The organism is Pseudoduganella sp. GW821-FHT12E03 (assembly GCF_058807115.1).
Window position 1 is genome coordinate 1 of sequence record NZ_JBXAQJ010000018.1, and the last position, 16,600, is coordinate 16,600.

At 57.1% G+C, this 16,600-nt stretch carries 11 protein-coding genes; all 11 read left to right on the top strand.

Features of this window, described 5'->3' with window-relative positions:
- Positions 1–22 precede the first annotated feature (22 nt).
- Positions 23–8,899, top strand: a complete 8,877-nt coding sequence (locus tag AC1RRC_RS31110) for a SwmB domain-containing protein (RefSeq protein ID WP_493059666.1) — start codon at positions 23–25, stop codon at positions 8,897–8,899.
- 259 nt (positions 8,900–9,158) lie between these two features.
- Positions 9,159–9,962, top strand: a complete 804-nt coding sequence (locus AC1RRC_RS31115; RefSeq protein WP_493059667.1) for an ABC transporter ATP-binding protein — start codon at positions 9,159–9,161, stop codon at positions 9,960–9,962.
- Positions 9,959–10,747: a lipid asymmetry maintenance ABC transporter permease subunit MlaE gene (gene mlaE / locus AC1RRC_RS31120; protein WP_493059668.1), complete on the top strand. Its 789-nt coding sequence runs from the start codon at positions 9,959–9,961 to the stop codon at positions 10,745–10,747. Before AC1RRC_RS31115 ends, mlaE begins: the two co-directional genes overlap by 4 nt.
- Positions 10,748–10,849: 102 nt before the next feature.
- The gene (gene mlaD / locus AC1RRC_RS31125) at positions 10,850–11,320 is read left to right on the top strand and encodes an outer membrane lipid asymmetry maintenance protein MlaD (RefSeq protein ID WP_493059669.1); all 471 of its coding nucleotides are present in this window, start codon (positions 10,850–10,852) and stop codon (positions 11,318–11,320) included.
- Positions 11,320–12,150, top strand: coding sequence for an MlaA family lipoprotein (locus tag AC1RRC_RS31130; RefSeq protein ID WP_493059671.1), 831 nt, complete (start codon positions 11,320–11,322; stop codon positions 12,148–12,150). The genes mlaD and AC1RRC_RS31130 overlap by 1 nt, the downstream gene beginning before the upstream one ends.
- Before the next feature lie 32 nt (positions 12,151–12,182).
- A complete protein-coding gene (locus AC1RRC_RS31135; protein ID WP_493059672.1) occupies positions 12,183–12,830 on the top strand; it encodes an MlaC/ttg2D family ABC transporter substrate-binding protein in 648 nt (215 codons plus the stop codon).
- Positions 12,831–12,834: 4 nt separating this feature from the next.
- Positions 12,835–13,188 (top strand): STAS domain-containing protein, encoded by a 354-nt coding sequence (locus tag AC1RRC_RS31140; protein ID WP_493059673.1) that lies wholly within the window; start codon positions 12,835–12,837, stop codon positions 13,186–13,188.
- A gap of 156 nt (positions 13,189–13,344) precedes the next feature.
- Positions 13,345–14,256 carry an ABC transporter ATP-binding protein gene (locus AC1RRC_RS31145; protein ID WP_493059674.1) on the top strand — a complete coding sequence of 304 codons (912 nt, stop codon included), beginning with the start codon at positions 13,345–13,347 and terminating at the stop codon, positions 14,254–14,256.
- Positions 14,253–15,014, top strand: a complete 762-nt coding sequence (locus AC1RRC_RS31150) for an ABC transporter permease (RefSeq protein WP_493059675.1) — start codon at positions 14,253–14,255, stop codon at positions 15,012–15,014. The genes AC1RRC_RS31145 and AC1RRC_RS31150 overlap by 4 nt, the downstream gene beginning before the upstream one ends.
- Before the next feature lie 70 nt (positions 15,015–15,084).
- On the top strand, positions 15,085–15,321 hold the full coding sequence (locus tag AC1RRC_RS31155; protein WP_493059757.1) for a BolA family protein: 237 nt from the start codon (positions 15,085–15,087) through the stop codon (positions 15,319–15,321).
- 16 nt (positions 15,322–15,337) lie between these two features.
- Positions 15,338–16,588, top strand: coding sequence for a UDP-N-acetylglucosamine 1-carboxyvinyltransferase (murA, locus tag AC1RRC_RS31160; RefSeq protein ID WP_493059676.1), 1,251 nt, complete (start codon positions 15,338–15,340; stop codon positions 16,586–16,588).
- Positions 16,589–16,600: the final 12 nt, after the last annotated feature.

The window sequence follows — 16,600 nt, forward strand, 5'->3', positions numbered from 1 at the left end:
GGGCGCGGATGCGAAAGCGCTGTTGACGGAAATCGCCAAGGTGCAGGTGGTGGCGGAGGCGGTGGAAAAGAATATGGCAGCGGGGGCCAAGGGCGGCGACGTGTCGGCCAGCGTGACCACGACCACGGGGACTGCGCTGAGCCAGGCGGTCAATAACGCGACCAGCCAGGTGGGGGAGATTACGCCGACGGCTGCACCGACGGTGGCGCCGACGGAAGCGCCAACTGCCGCACCAACTACGGCGCCAACGACCGTACCGACGGCAGCGCCAACGGTAGCGCCAACAATCGCACCGACGGTTGCGCCAACAGTTGCCCCAACAGTTGCACCGACGATTGCGCCAACGGCTGCACCTACTACGGCGCCGACCGCTGCGCCGACCCAGGCTCCAACTGAAGCGCCGACTCAGGCTCCAACCGACGCACCAACAGCAGCCCCAACAGCAGCCCCAACAGCAGCCCCGACGCAGGTGCCAACGGTTGCTCCAACCGCAGCCCCGACGGAAGCCCCTAAGACCCTGATTGTTTCGCTTGATAGCAACAAGGTGCTCTCGTTCAGTGGGACTGCCACGGGCGATATTGGCATGACATTGGATGCGGGAAATGTAGCGAGCTTCACACGTGGTGGCGTGACGGCGGCGATCAAGCCGGACCTGGATGTCGTGGCGAAGATTTTGATCGGCTCCGGCCAGGTGTTAAGCGTCTCCTGGATGCAGACGAGCGGACGGAAGGTTGAGGGCCTTGGTACAACTGTCGTAACAGGTGTTGTGACCGGTAGCGACTTGTCTCACATCACGACGGCAAATGTTGTCGCGGTCGTGGATGGGCGGGCCGACGTCAGCCAGGGAACAGTGGGAGCATTCGATAACATTACCGAGTACAGAGTGTCGCCCAAAGGCAGTCTGACAATGACAGCCGCCCAGGCGGCCGATGTGAAGGTCACCGGCACTGGTAACCTGTTTATCCGGGGAGATGATAAATCCAACGTCATCGATGTGGGGTTTGAAGGAAAGACCACGATCGTGCCGGGGATGGGAGCTGATCGGATTGTACTTGGGGAGGGCGCGGAGACGCTCATGGAGTCTTTTGGCCAGCCGTACGAATTCTTTGCCGAGAAGGCGCCATTAGGTGTCCTGTTCCGCATGTCCGATATGGGATTATCGGCTGGTGACACAGTAACATTCTGGTATCAGGACAAGCGGTACACCGCTACCCTGACCGGCGGCCTGAATACATTGCAAGGCGATATAGACGCTGCCGTAGCCGGCGAGTCCGTGCTGGGCAGTGGGAAAATAATTGTTTCTGGCGAGCAGGACGGTATCAGGCTGATGACGCCCAATAGCAGTGATCGGCTGTTATCGGCCATTTTCCAGGATAGGAGCGGCATGCTGGAATCCGATTCCAGCGCGCAGCAATATGATACGGTCCGGGGTTTCAAGGCCGGGACGGACAAGATATTGCTGCCGTCGCTTGATGGATCTGCCATCGTGCCCGCGTCGTTGACACGTTTTGCCGATGTTAGTGGCAGCGAAGTGCAAACGCAGCAGCAATTGACAGACCGCGTGCTGAATTCTGCCAGTTTTAAAGGACTGGCACCAAAACAGGCTGGCATGATTGTAGTGACGGGCGGCGATTTTGCTGGCGTCTATCTGTATGTGCACAGCCCTCGCGACAACGCATTTAATGCCGACCGCGATGTATTCATCATGCTGGATATGCCCTCTGGTATCGGCCAAGTGGGCGACCTCAACGTGGCGGACTATTTTGACGTTGCGCCGGATACGACATTGCCGCAGGTGTTTTGGGGGGAGCTGGAAATACAGGAAAATCAGCACACCCTGAACATTGCCGGGTACGGCTTAGGTTCAGTGCTCAATGCGGATGAGGATCCACACAAGGATCTCAAGGATCAGATCGATTGGTCCAAGCTTGTGCTCGACGTCAGCGGTTTTGGCATGACGTCGGGTATCCACTTCACCGCTGCGGATATCGAAAGCGCCCGGATTATCCGGTATGGTTCCTGGTCTGAGCGTTTGTTGGTCGTGCTGACCCCGGAAAAAATCGAATCGATGAAAGCCACCCCGGGCTACGGCAAACAGGGTTCGGCTGCGGATACCGTATGGATCAGTGCAGGATTTATTCGCGACACGGCAGGTAATGGCAGCCTGAACCAAACCTACAGAGGTAATCCGGTCGACATCCGTGCAGCGGCATACATTGGCGACAATACCTTGCTGGCGCCGAAAACCCAAGCCGATTCGCTGCTTGTCTTGGGCAGCAATATGACAGCATCGAACGTGACAATTGAATGCGCTGGTGTTGGCGGTGATCTGACGCTCTATCGAATTCCGAAGGGTCATACCGTGACATTGGCAAACGCGGATAACCTGCCATCGTTGTCCATGCCCGAGAGCGAAGGCAACGTTGTCGTTGAAAGTGCCCGCACTGAATATTTCTTTACCGGTTCAGGCAACGACCGGCTGACTTCCACGTCGACCGGTTTTGTGAGGTTCTATCCAGGCGGTGGCACGGATGTCATTACCGGTGGCACGGGGACGAATTATTACAAGTTCAGCAAATATGACTTCCCTGCCAACAGCGCGGATGGTTTGCTGGCAGTGACCGACAGGATTACGAATTGGTATCAAGGCACGGGCAGGATCGAGTTTGGTGACGTCAGTTTATCCGTGACTGAACATAAAGAGGCAGCGGTAGCAGGCAAAGCGTCGGTATCAGCGCAGGGCTTGGCCGTATTCGATATTGCCGATAACACGCTGGTACGGAAGCTGGAGGCCGTGGCGGCTGCGGCGGACATGGATCGGACCGGGACTGCGGTCGTATTCAACCACGGTGGCCATGCATATGTATACGTCGTCAACGAAACCCGCGCTGGCGTGGGGGAGGGCGATGCTCTGATACGCCTGGATAATATGTCGGCTGCGGGTTTACAAATTTCGTCCGGCGATATCGTCGGCATTATTCGGGGTGAACGTCCCGCGCCGGAGGTCACCATTTCGAAGGTGCACTACGATGAGAGCCAGCGTGAACTCATTGTGCACGGCAGCGGATTCGCTACTATCCTGGGGCCAAATGAAACTGCTGCAGCCGACATCAAGACCTACCTCGACTGGTCCAAATTGGTTTGGGATATCAATGGCGATGGCAATCTCTCAGCCAACGTGTCGTTTTCGCTCAGCGACATAGAAAGCGTGCATGTAGCTGGAGAGGTGCTGAGCATCATTTTGACATCCGCAAAACATGCCGCGCTGCTTAGCGCCACGGGTTATGGCCGATCCGGTGGTGAGAGTGACACAATCAGCATAGCCGCAGGATTTGTTCGGAACAGCGATGGAAAACCCAGTACAACGGACGGCCTGTCTGACAGCTACCTGTCGACCATGGGGATCCAGAGCGTAGTGGAAGGTCAATCAACCGCGCTTGCATCCAATGCCGATTTTCTGATGGTGAAAGGATCGGTAGGGCAAGGGCTGCTGGCCACAGCCGATTTTTCCAATGTGAAAAGTGATGCAATCGCATTGGCGACAGAGGGGAGCGGTACTGTCACGCTGACCAACATCCACAACAGCCTCAACCTGAGGACGCTTTCGGAGGCAACCAGCTTCGTTGTCAGCAGTGACAGTTTGCGGATTATTCAAACTGGCAATGGCAATGATCAGCTGACCAGTACCGGACGCGGGGCGGCGTTCACCGCCGGCGGCGGTGCTGACGTCATGACAGGGGGCGGCCAGGAAAATGAATTCCATTTCGCGCCGGCGCACTTCAATGTGAACAGCGTGCCGGCATTGCTGAAAGCTGCGGATACGATCACCAACTGGAGTAATGGTGCCGATAATCGCATTTCTTTTGCATCGGCGTTAAAAACGATACCGCATAGCGCTGCGCCAGTCCCAGGTACCGCATCGATTTCCGCGCAAGGGTTGGCAACGTTTGATGTGGCCGACAATACGCTGGAAGCGAAATTAGCTGCGGTCGTTACCGCCGTTGGCATGGATGCTGTCGGCACATCCGTGGTGTTTAACCATGCTACCGATGCTTACGTCTTTGTCGTCGGACATCAAAATGCAGGCGTGCAGGCCGGTGACGGGTTGATCCGCTTAAATGATGTGACGGCGAAGGAATTGGTGATCAAGAATGGTGCCATCACCGATTTCGGTCGCGTGTCTGATACGGCAGCGCCCACATCGACGATCAAATTCCTGAGCTTCCATGAAGAATCATCGTCGTTCTACCTGGGCGGTGCGGACTTTAACACTATCTTGAGCAAAGGAGACAGTGATGACACGGAGATCAAGTCATTCCTCGACTGGAGCAAGATACGTTGGGATATGGATGGCGATGGCGGCGCCACCACTGATATCCCATTTGCGCTGAAAGACATACAGTCCGCGCAGGTGGTGGCTGACGATTTTATTCGGGTGTGGCTGACCCCGGCGAAAGCCGCGGAAATTATGAGTGCCTCCGGTTACGGCAAGTTCCAGTCACCGAAGGATATGCTGGAAGTCGCGTCCGGCTTTATCCGCGATGAAGCGGGCAACTCCGCTGTCACGGATAGTATTGCCGGCGGAGCCGTATACACCGACCTGCAATTGCAATTGACTGCCAGCGCTAAACTGTCCCCTGTGACCAAGGCGGATAGCTTGTCGTTGACAGGGTATCAAGTGAAACCCCATGGCGCTGTCATCGATTGTACCGACGTGCAGAGCAGTTTTGTCAATGTCGGCAACCTGTCGGCAGGCAGCACGGTGACGTTGCTGAATGTGGATCATCCGGCCACGCTGTACGCGGACTCTTCAGATGTAAGAGGCAATCTGGTCGTCAGCAGCACTGGCCTGACAGATTTCCGTACGGGTGCAGGTAATGACCATCTGACTTCCACTGCCGCTGGCAAGGTGGTGAAGTTCAGTGCAGGCGGCGGGGCCGATGTACTGACCGGTGGTACCGGGACGAATCTTTATATGTTTGCTGCCGGTGGTGCTGATTTCAATGCAGGCAATGCGGTGGACCTGTTGGCGGCGGCCGATACGATCACCAACTGGAAAGCGGCTGCTTCCAATGAAATACGTTTTGCCGGAATGAACCTGGCCCCTGCTACTGCACGCTATGACAATCCGGTCGCAGGCAAGGCGGCGATCACTGCTGGCGGCCTGGCTGTCTTCAATCCTGCGGACAATACCCTGCCACTGAAACTGGCAGCCTTGGTGGCGGCAATCGGCGCCAGCCCGGCCGGCACCAGCGCGATTTTCAATGATGGGACCAGCGCTTATATTTACGTTGCGGGTAACGCGGAAGCGGGTGTACAGGCAGGCGATGGATTGATCAAGCTGGCTGGCATGAATGCAGGCGGCTTGGTCGTCACCAATGGAAAAATTACGGGGATCGCGCCTTACGAAGCTGTCGAAACAAGGGTGACCATTGGCTCCGGTGTTTTCCGGGAAGATTTGAAAACGTTGACAGTCAGCGGGACAGGTTTTGACAAGATGCTGAATTCATACGAAGACGCCAGCAAAGATATCAAGCATTTGATTGACTGGTCCAAACTCGTGTGGGATTTGGATCGTTCCGAGCAGCCTTCCAAGGAAATCGGTTTTTCGCAAAATGACGTCGTGAGCACACTTGTCATCGATGGAACGCTGCAAATTATTCTGACCGGTGCGAAGGTTGCAGAATTGATCAATACACCAGGTTATGGCGGCATGTTCTCAAGCTGGAATGGGATCCGCATCGATGATGGCTTTATTAAGGCTGCGGCGGCCGGTAATGTGGATTTTTATACGCCACATGGCTATGTTTTTACAGAGTACGCTGGAGAATTGACGAACGGGCCGCAAGCGTCACCGCCTTCTATGGCCGATACACTTTTGCTTTCCGCTGCCAAAGTCGGTCCCGGCGGGGCGCAAGTTGACTTTACGGGAGCGCGGTGTTTCCGCATCGATTTGAGTGAGCTTGCCGCCGGTACGACATTAACTCTTCTCAATATTGATCGGGCATCATCTCTCAACGCGCCTGACATCCTCGGCAATCTGAATATAAGTAGCGCTACAACAAGCTATTTGGTCACAGGCGCCGGCAACGACCATTTGGTATGGAAAGGCACAAGCTCGGTATGGTTCACTCCTGGCGGTGGCGCCGATGTACTTACCGGTGGCAATGACGCTAATCACTACAATTTTTCATTTAAAGACTACCGCGCCGACAGTGCTGCCGACTTGTTGGCCAGTGCGGACACCATCACCAATTGGAACGAACCGGGCGCAGAAAATTGGCTGGGATTTGAGAGCGTGGATTTGGAGATCGTTCCCCACCTTAATGTGCCACTGGCAGGAAAAGCATCAGTTTCAAAGAATGGTCTGGCCGGCTTTGCCGAAACGGACAATACCTTGACGTTGAAATTACAGGCTGTGATTGCTGCCACGGATAGTGATCCAGTTGGCTCCGCCGTCGTTTTTAATGATGGCGCTGATGCCTATCTGTATGTGGTAGGGAAAACTGGGGCGGGAGTACAGATGGGCGATGCACTGGTTCGCCTTAATAATGTGGCTGCTACACGGTTGGGGCTTAGAAACGGAGAAGTTACCGACTTGAACACCAACTATCCCGGCCCGGATATCGATACGGCGACCGTGGCTGGTGACACGCTGGTGCTGAAATACAGCAGCGACTTGAGCGCAGAGTATCTTCCGGCCATCAGCCAGTTTGAAATCAAGGTAGACGGCGCGGTCCTTGCTCCAAACGGCTCAACCTATAGTGTTGTTGGCGTACAAGATAATTCAGGTGCCCGGAGCCTGGTGTTGAAGCTTGCCGTGCCTGTGCAGCTGGGACAAACCGTTACCATCGCATACACGGACTTGACTGCCAAAGACGACTTGCATGGAATCCAGAGCACCTACGGCGCTGATGTGGCCAGCATGGCCATGCAGGTTGCCAACATCACGTCGGCATATACCGTTGCGGGTGAGCGTGCGACGGTCGTGGCAGGAGGGGTTCTGGACTTAAGCGAGGCCACGAATCTTAACGGTGTCCATACCCTGGCTTTGAATGCGGATGGGAATCAGGTGACGATGACTGCTGCACAGCATGCCGCCTTCGGTACTGTCACGGGTTCCGCCACTAAAGACAGTTTCATCATTAAGGATGCGTTTACTGGCACCGGGCGTGCTGCGATTGAGTCGTATATATTGCGCGAAGTATCCACGTTCAGCCTGGGTAGCGCCGGACAACATGTGGCGATGGCCAGTGGCGCCAATACGCTCGACGTCGGGGCATATCGTGTCACCGGCACCCTGGCTGCAATGGGCAATGACAGTGTATTGATTGTTCATGATGATGCTGATTTGTCGGCGGCAACGATCAGCGGGTTCAGCAAGCTGGTATTTGATCCGGCGGGAAGCAGCGGCGAACTCCAGGTAAAAATGACCCCGGCGCAGCATGACCAATTTACTGGAGGGGCGATTGCAGCCGGTACCGGTATCAGCGCCGAATCCATTACGTTGACCCCTTATTTCGACGGTACCGGCTTGGCGCAAGTTGAAAGTTATATTCTGGGAGGTGGCCGGAATCACTTCAATTTGGGATCGGCTTCGCAAAATGTCACTGGCGGCCAGGATGAGGATTATGTCTCCGCCGGTGATTACGCCATTACCGGGACGTTGGATGGAGGAGACGGTATCGATTGGTTGTTTGCGACGGGGGATATTTCCAAGGCCACGATTAGAGGCTTTGAACATGCTACCTTCCGTGGATCTGTCAGGTTGACCATTGCCCAAAATGATGACCTCGGGCCTATCTGGGTAGAATCCGATACAAATATTGCGTTCACTGATGCCGGTGTCGTGAAACTTAGCACTTGGGGCCAGGGCGGGCATTTCCAGCTAGCAGATGGCAAGAACGAAGCATGGCTGTTGAGTAGGGGGAATACTGTAACAGGAGGCGCTGACGAGGATAAATTTGTCAGTCAGGGTGGTACCGTATCGGGCAAATATGACGGCGGTTCCGGAGCGAATACGTTGTCGCTCTCCAATAAGATCGATATCTCTGCCGCGCAATTCAGCAACATCGGACAATTATTATTGTCACCAGATACGCTGGTGACGATGACGTCCCAGCAGAATAATCATCTTGCTTCCTCGTGGGAAACGGCGGGATTCCAACGGATCACATTGATTGGTACCGGAGGGGTTGGCCATGCAGGGATCGAAGAGTATGTTTTAGAAGCAGCTCTTGGTAGCAACGACCCCATTTCCTTTGTTGCCGCAGAGGACGGCCAGACGGTCACAGGCAGCTACAACGATGACATCATTATTGGAGGAAGTGGTAATGATGTCTTGATTGGCGGCCGCGGCAAGAATACGTTGGATGGCGGGGCCGGTGACGACACGCTGTTCGCGTTTGGGCAAATGGAAGACCAGTTAACTGGTGGAATGGGCAGCGATGTATTCAAGCTTAACCGGAACACTTATCCGTCGAAAGCGACGATCATTACTGACTTTCACAGAGGTGGCGCCGTTGGCGTCGCCGACAAGTTTGGCGATATCCAGGCTTCCCAAATCGTGGCTGCCGTCGATGAAGCAAGCACTGCCAGCATCAGCTATGCAGAACGTGCCGTGCTTCAGGTGATTGATCATGGCGGCAACCTTGACGCCGCAGGTATTGCAAATCTGTTCGGGGGTAATCGGCCATTCGCCTCCACTTCTGCTCCGGATGTTTATATAGGCAATGTCACGGTGATTAGTGCGGATGAGACTGGTAACGCGCAGCTGTGGGCTGTTAAGGTGCGTGCATATGGAACGTTGGCGGGGGAGGTGGAGTTGATAGCAACACTTACCGGTGTAAATGACTTGATTGCCACCCCTTTTGAAATGTTTAATTTTGTCGCAATGTAAGTAAGTCTAAAAACGGCATGGCAGGGCTTCTTTCCTGTTATGCCTGTTGCAATTTTCATCACGCTACCTTGGCGCCGTTAGCTGACAAACATATTTCCCGCACCGCACCAATTTTGCAATTCTTTCAAATTGTAAATTGCTGACCCGACAGTTATTAGTGTTGTATCATCCCCCTCTTCCCCCGCCCGTACGGGGGCGCCGCCTGCAGAACTTGGCGTTTCTGCACTACAATACGGGATTCTGCAAAGTGAGCTAACACGTGCCTAACCTCGTCGAAATCCGCGATTTACACTTCTCGTATGGAAAGCGTGCCATCTTGAATGGCCTCCATATGGATTTCCCGCGCGGGAAAGTGGTGGCGGTGATGGGGGGCTCCGGCAGTGGCAAGACCACGGTGCTGCGCCTGATCGGCGGCCAGGTGCGCCCGCAAAAGGGCGGCGTGACGGTCGATGGGCAAACGGTGCATAAGCTGAAAACCGATGACCTGTACTTGTTGCGCCGCAAAATGGGCATGCTGTTCCAGCATGGCGCCTTGTTCACCGACCTGACCGTGTATGAAAACGTGGCGTTCCCATTGCGCGAACACACGGATTTGCCGGAAGAATTGATCCGCGACCTGGTGCTGATGAAACTGCACGCGGTCGGTCTGCGCAATGCCGCCAAACTCAAGCCGGACGAGATTTCCGGCGGCATGGCGCGCCGTGTCGCGCTGGCCCGCTCGATTGCGCTCGATCCGCAACTGATTATGTATGACGAGCCGTTTGCCGGCCTCGATCCGATCTCGATGGGCGTGACCGCCAACTTGATCCGCAACCTCAATGATGCGCTGGGGTCGACCACGATCCTGGTGTCGCACGACGTGAAGGAATCGTTCCTGATTGCTGATTACGTGTATTTCCTGTCACAAGGTAAGGTCGTGGCGCATGGCACGCCGGACGACATGATGGCGTCGTCCGATCCGTACGTGAAACAGTTCGTGCATGCGGAAAGCGATGGCCCGGTGCCATTCCACTATCCGGGTAAGTCGCTGGAAGCCGACCTGGGCCTGGGAGCGCGCGCATGACGTTTGCCGTGAACTTGTTGGGGCGCATGGGCGCCTGGGTGCGCGACCATGTGGAAGGCGTTGGCTATAGTGCCCGCACGTTCTTTTACATGCTGGGCGTGTCGCCTGGTTTGTTGCGCCGGCCACGCCTGGTGATCGAACAGTTGCATTTCATTGGCAACTATTCGATGCTGATTATTACCCTGTCCGGCCTGTTCGTCGGCATGGTGCTGGGCTTGCAGGGGTATTACACGCTGAATAAATACGGCGCCGAGCAGTCGCTGGGCTTGCTGGTGGCGCTGGGCCTGACCCGCGAACTGGGGCCGGTGATTACCGCACTGTTGTTTGCCGGCCGCGCCGGCACGTCGCTGACGGCGGAAATCGGCCTGATGAAGGCGGGTGAACAATTGTCGGCCATGGAAATGATGGCGGTGAACCCGGTGCAGCGCGTGCTGGCGCCCCGTTTCTGGGCCGGCGTGATTGCCGTGCCGTGCCTGGCGTCGATTTTCAGTGCGGTCGGCATCTTTGGCGGCTACCTGATCGGCGTCAAGCTGATCGGTGTCGATGAAGGCGCGTTCTGGTCGCAAATGCAAGGTGGTGTCGATATTTATAAGGACATCTTTAACGGTTTCGTGAAGAGCGTGGTGTTTGGCGTGGCGATCACGTTCATTGCGCTGTACCAGGGTTATGAAGCCCGCCCGACGCCGGAAGATGTGGCAGGCGCCACCACCCGCACCGTCGTGATTTCGTCGCTGATGATCTGGTGGCTGGACTTCATGCTGACGGCGTTGATGTTCAGTAAGTAATAAGCAATTTGATAATATGGGTGCCGGGCCTTCAGGCCGGACATCCACAAAAAAGTAACATGGGTGCCTTCAGGCTGGGCATGCATATAACAGGACAGTGTCATGCAACGTAAATCGGTGGATGTGTGGGTAGGTTTGTTTGTGGTGCTGGGCGTGGCGGCGCTGATGTTTTTGGCGCTGAAGGCCGGCAACATGGGCTCGATGTCCTTTGCCAAGACGTATGAAATCACGGCGAAATTCGACAATATCGGCAGCCTGCGCACGCAGGCGCCCGTAAAAGCGTCCGGCGTGGTGGTGGGCCGTGTGGCGGCCATCCGCTTCGACGACAAGAGTTACAAGGCGCTGGTGACCATGGACATGGAAACCGGTTATCAATTCCCGAAAGACAGCTCGGCCAAGATCCTGACGGCCGGCCTGCTCGGGGAGCAATACATAGGCATTGAAGCTGGCGGCGACACGGCAAACCTGTCCGCCGGCGACAAAATCGCCCGCACGCAGTCGGCTGCCGTGCTGGAAGATCTGATCAATCAATTTATTTACAGTAAAGCGGCCGAAGGAAAGGATGACAAGTAATGAACATCTCGACTTTCTCCCTGCGTAAGCTGGCGCTGGCCACCGTTGCCACGCTGACCGCTGCCACCCTGGCAGGTTGCGCCGGTCCGAACCCGCGCGACCCGTATGAAGGTTATAACCGCGCCATGTTCAACTTCAACGACAAGGTCGATGAAGCGGCGCTGAAACCCGCGGCCACCGTTTATAAAACCGTGCTGCCGGGGTTTGTGCAGACCGGCGTTAACAATTTCTTTGGCAACCTGGCCGATGTCTGGACTGCCGCCAACAATTTCATGCAGGGCAAAGGCGAGCAGGGCGTCACCGACGTGATGCGCGTGGCGCTCAATTCCACCTTTGGCGTGCTGGGCGTGATGGATGTGGCGTCGGGCGCGGGGCTGCAAAAGCACAAGGAAGATTTCGGCCAGACCCTGGGCCACTGGGGCGTGAAATCCGGCCCGTACCTGGTGTTGCCGCTGCTGGGCCCGTCCACGGTGCGCGACACGCTGGCGTTGCCGCTCGATATCAAGGCCGATCCGTGGCAATACAACCACCGTGTCAACGTCCGCGTCACCGGCACCGTTGTTCGTGTCATCGACCAGCGTGCCGCGTTGCTCGACGCGACCAACCTGATGGAAGAAGCCGCCCTGGACCGTTATGAATTTGTCCGCGATGGTTTCCTGCAGCAGCGCGACAGCAAGGTATTCGACGGCGAAGAGAATCCGCGTAATAAAAAGAAGAAAAGCGCCTATGCGGATGATGACAAACCAGCAACTGCCGAGGCTGAAAAAGGGAAAGACCAGCCTCAGGCTATAATGGCGGAACCGGCTGCGGAACAAAACGCCAGCCTGTGATCCGACGTAAAACAATATAAGGTTAATCGCAGATGAAATTGATCAAGCAACTTATGGCCTGCGCGACGATGGCTTTCGCTTCCGTCGCGTTTGCCGCCACCGCTCCGTCTTCCAATGAAGCGCCGGACGTGCTGGTAAAACGCATCAGCCTGGAAGTGCTGGAAACCGCCAAGTCCGACAAGGAAATCCAGGCCGGCAACACCAAGCGCGTCATGGACCTGGTGGAAACCAAAATCCTGCCGTATGTCGACTTCCAGCGCATGACCTCGCTGGCAGCCGGCCGTTTCTGGCGTGAAGCCAGCCCGGAACAGCAAAAGCAGCTGTCGACGGAATTCCGTACCCTGCTGATCTACACGTATTCCGGCGCGCTGTCGCAAGTGAAAAATGAAACCATCGAGTTCAAGCCGCTGCGCGCCGACCCAAGCGACACCGAAGTCGAAGTGCGTTCGCAGGTGAACATGTCGCGTGGCGAACCGGTGCCGCTGAACTACCGCGTGGCCAAATCGACCACTGGCTGGAAGATTTACGACATCAATGTGCTGGGCGCCTGGCTGGTGGAAACCTACAAGAGCACCTTCGCATCGGAAATCAACAAGGGCGGTATCGACGGCCTGATCAAGACCTTGTCTGAAAAGAACAAGAAGCTGGCGTCGAAACCCATCAAAGCCGCTGCTAAATAAACCCATGCCGGATTCCATCGACAGTTTGCTGCCTTTGTCGTCGCTGACCGTGGCCAACGCCACGGCGGCGCTGGCGCAGGGCGTGGCCGCGCTCAACGCCGGCCAGACCGTGTTCGACTTGCGCAATGTGCAGTCGGTGGATTCCGCCGCCGTGTCGGTCTTGCTGGCATGGCAACGCGCCGCCCGTGCGGCGGGCGTGACCCTGGAATTGCGCAACTTGCCCGCCAATTTGCGCAGCCTGACCAAGCTGTATGGCGTTTGCACGCTGGTCGCTCCATCGCTGGCCGAGTGCGCCGAAGTGATTGCCCATCCTGCGGCCGGTGCGGCCACCACGCATCACCATCACCACCATCATTGACTGTTAAACCAGCAACAGTCGTCACCGTAATACCCCGGATTCCCGGGCCCGGCGTAAGCCGAAATCAAAATTCCCCTATAATTGACCGTTGCAGTTGCCGCAGCGCCACTGCGCCAGCCTTTCACCACGGTCCCAGCGCCGCACAACATTTCGTTTATGACAGCAATTCAAATCAGTAACGTTCAAAAGCGCTACAAATCGCTGCAAGCGCTGGGCGGTGTGTCCCTCACCATCGAAGAGGGGGAATTTTTCGGGCTGTTGGGTCCGAATGGCGCGGGTAAAACCACGTTGATTTCCACCATTGCCGGCTTGATCCGGCCGGATGCCGGCTCGGTCACGATTCATGGCCACGACGTGGTCACGGATTTCCGTGCAGCGCGCAAGAAACTCGGCGTGGTGCCGCAGGAACTGGTGTTCGACCCGTTTTTCACGGTGCGCGAAACCCTGCGCCTGCAATCCGGCTACTTCGGCCTGAAAAACAATGACAAGTGGATCGACGAGGTGATGGACAACCTCGACCTGACCAACAAGGCCGACACCAATATGCGCGCGCTGTCCGGCGGCATGAAGCGCCGCGTGCTGGTGGCGCAGGCGCTGGTGCACAAGCCGCCCGTCATCGTGCTCGATGAACCGACCGCCGGCGTCGACGTGGAATTGCGGCAGACCCTGTGGAAATTCATTTCGCGCCTGAACCGCGAAGGCCACACGGTGGTGCTGACCACGCACTACCTGGAAGAGGCGCAAGCGATGTGCAAGCGCGTCGCGATGCTGAAAACCGGCAAAGTCGTGGCGCTGGACACCATGTCGCAGCTGATCCGCCGCATTTCCGGCTCCAGCCTGGTGCTGCATTTGAAGCAGGGCGCGCTGCCCGACGAGCTGCGCCACCTGGTCACGCATCCGGAAGAGGCCGCGCAGGGTAAATACAGCCTGCGCATCAATGACTACAGTGAAGTGGAAAAGATCCTGGCCCGCATCCGCGAATCCGGCGCGGTGATCGATGAAATGCAATTGCAGCAAGCCGACCTGGAAGACATCTTCCTGCAAATCATGGAAGGGGAAACCGTATGATGTCGACCGGCTTCCGTACCCTGGTGTACAAGGAAACCTTGCGTTTCTATAAAGTCGCCACGCAAACCATTGCCGCGCCGATTTTAACGGCCATGCTGTACCTGCTGATCTTCGGCCATGTGCTGGAAGGGCGCGTGCAAGTGTATCCGGGCGTGACCTACACGGCTTTCCTGATCCCCGGCCTGGTCATGATGAGCGTGCTGCAAAACGCGTTTGCCAACTCGTCGTCGTCGCTGATCCAGTCCAAGATCACGGGCAACCTGGTGTTCGTGCTGCTGACGCCCTTGTCACACTGGGAAATGTTCAGCGCTTACGTGCTGGCGGCGATGGTGCGCGGCATCACGGTCGGCCTGGGGGTCTTTATCGTGACAGCATGGTTTGCGCACCTGTCGTTCGAAGCGCCGGTGTGGATCGCCGTGTTTGCGCTGCTGGGCGCCGCGATTCTCGGCACCATGGGCCTGATTGCCGGCATCTGGGCCGAGAAATTCGACCAGTTGGCCGCGTTCCAGAATTTCCTCATCATGCCGCTGACGTTCCTGTCCGGCGTGTTTTATTCGATTCATTCACTGCCGTCGTTCTGGCTGACCGTCTCGCACCTGAATCCGTTCTTTTACATGATCGACGGTTTCCGCTACGGTTTCTTTGGCCAGTCCGACGTCAATCCATTCATCAGCCTGGGCATCGTCGGCGGCTTCCTGGCCGTCCTGTCGCTGCTGGCGATCCGCCTGCTGGCCAGCGGCTACCGGATGCGCCACTAAGGCGGCAGGCGAGAGCGCCATGGCAACTGAAGAAACGTACACCACGCACCACTTTATCGGGAATATAAAAATGACCACCACCCCTGAAGCGATCCACAGCTATATTGCGGCCGGCCTTGAATGCACCCACCTGGAAGTCGAAGGCGATGGCCAGCACTTCCAGGCTGTCATCGTGTCGCCGGCGTTCGCCGGCAAGCGTCCGATCCAGCGCCACCAGATCGTGTACGCCGTGCTGGGTGACCGCATGCGCGAAGAAATCCACGCGCTGTCGATGAAAACCCTGACCCCAGAAGAATACGCAGCCTAATTAAAGGGATCACCACGTGGACAAACTTCTCATCCAGGGCGGCAACCGCCTGCAAGGCGACGTGACCATTTCCGGCGCCAAGAATGCCGCGCTGCCGATCCTGTGCGCGGGCTTGCTGACGTCCGGCGACGTCCAATTGTCGAACGTGCCGCACCTGCAGGACGTGCGCACCATGCTGCGCCTGCTGGCGCAGACCGGCTTGAAAGTCGACCAGGATGGCGACAAGGTCACGCTGAACGGCGCCAACATCACCAGCCTGGAAGCGCCGTACGAACTGGTGAAAACCATGCGCGCCTCGATTCTGGTGCTGGGCCCGCTCTTGGCCCGCTTCGGCGAAGCGAAAGTGTCGCTGCCGGGCGGCTGCGCGATTGGTTCGCGTCCGGTGGACCAGCACATCAAGGGCCTGCAGGCGCTCGGCGCCGAGATCACGATTGAAGCCGGCTATATTCACGCCAAGTGCAAGAAACTCAAAGGCACCCGCATCGTCACCGACATGATCACGGTGACCGGCACGGAAAACCTGATGATGGCCGCCGTGCTGGCCGAGGGTGAAACCGTGCTGGAAAACGCGGCGCGCGAGCCGGAAGTGACCGACCTGGCGCACCTGCTGGTGGCGATGGGCGCGAAGATCGACGGCATCGGCACCGACCGCCTGGTGATCCAGGGCGTGGCCGAACTGCACGGCGCGTCGCATGCCGTGATTTCCGACCGGATCGAAGCGGCCACGTTCCTGTGCGCCGTGGCGGCCACCGGCGGCGACATCACGATCCGCAATACCCGTACCGACATCCTGGACGCGGCGCTCGACAAGCTGCGCGAAGTGGGCGTGCGCCTGACCGTGGGCGACGACTGGATTCGCGCGGAAATGGACGCCCGTCCAAACCCGGTGACATTCCGTACCACCGAATACCCTGGTTTCCCGACCGATATGCAGGCCCAGTTCATGGCGGTGAACACCATCGCCAACGGCGCCAGCCGCGTGACCGAAACCATCTTCGAAAACCGCTTCATGCACGTCCAGGAGATGAACCGCCTGGGCGCGGCAATTGAAACCGATGGCAACACGGCCTTTATCAAAGGCGTGGAGCAGCTCGTGGGCGCCCCTGTGATGGCGACCGATTTGCGCGCGTCGGCTTCGCTGGTAATCGCAGGCCTGGCCGCCAGGGGCGAAACCTTGGTTGACCGCATCTATCACCTCGACCGCGGCTATGACCGCATGGAAGTGAAGTTGCAGGCGCTTGGCGCCAAGATCAGCCGTGTAAAGTAAGCCTGACAAGAA

Bases quoted from the DNA above. Each gene is read 5' to 3' on its own strand.
- AC1RRC_RS31135 (WP_493059672.1), top strand. From the start codon at position 12,183: ATGAAATTGATCAAGCAACTTATGGCCTGCGCGACGATGGCTTTCGCT.
- AC1RRC_RS31145 (WP_493059674.1), top strand. From the start codon at position 13,345: ATGACAGCAATTCAAATCAGTAACGTTCAAAAGCGCTACAAATCGCTG.
- AC1RRC_RS31155 (WP_493059757.1), top strand. From the start codon at position 15,085: ATGACCACCACCCCTGAAGCGATCCACAGCTATATTGCGGCCGGCCTT.
- mlaE (WP_493059668.1), top strand. From the start codon at position 9,959: ATGACGTTTGCCGTGAACTTGTTGGGGCGCATGGGCGCCTGGGTGCGC.
- AC1RRC_RS31140 (WP_493059673.1), top strand. From the start codon at position 12,835: ATGCCGGATTCCATCGACAGTTTGCTGCCTTTGTCGTCGCTGACCGTG.
- AC1RRC_RS31150 (WP_493059675.1), top strand. From the start codon at position 14,253: ATGATGTCGACCGGCTTCCGTACCCTGGTGTACAAGGAAACCTTGCGT.
- mlaD (WP_493059669.1), top strand. From the start codon at position 10,850: ATGCAACGTAAATCGGTGGATGTGTGGGTAGGTTTGTTTGTGGTGCTG.
- AC1RRC_RS31130 (WP_493059671.1), top strand. From the start codon at position 11,320: ATGAACATCTCGACTTTCTCCCTGCGTAAGCTGGCGCTGGCCACCGTT.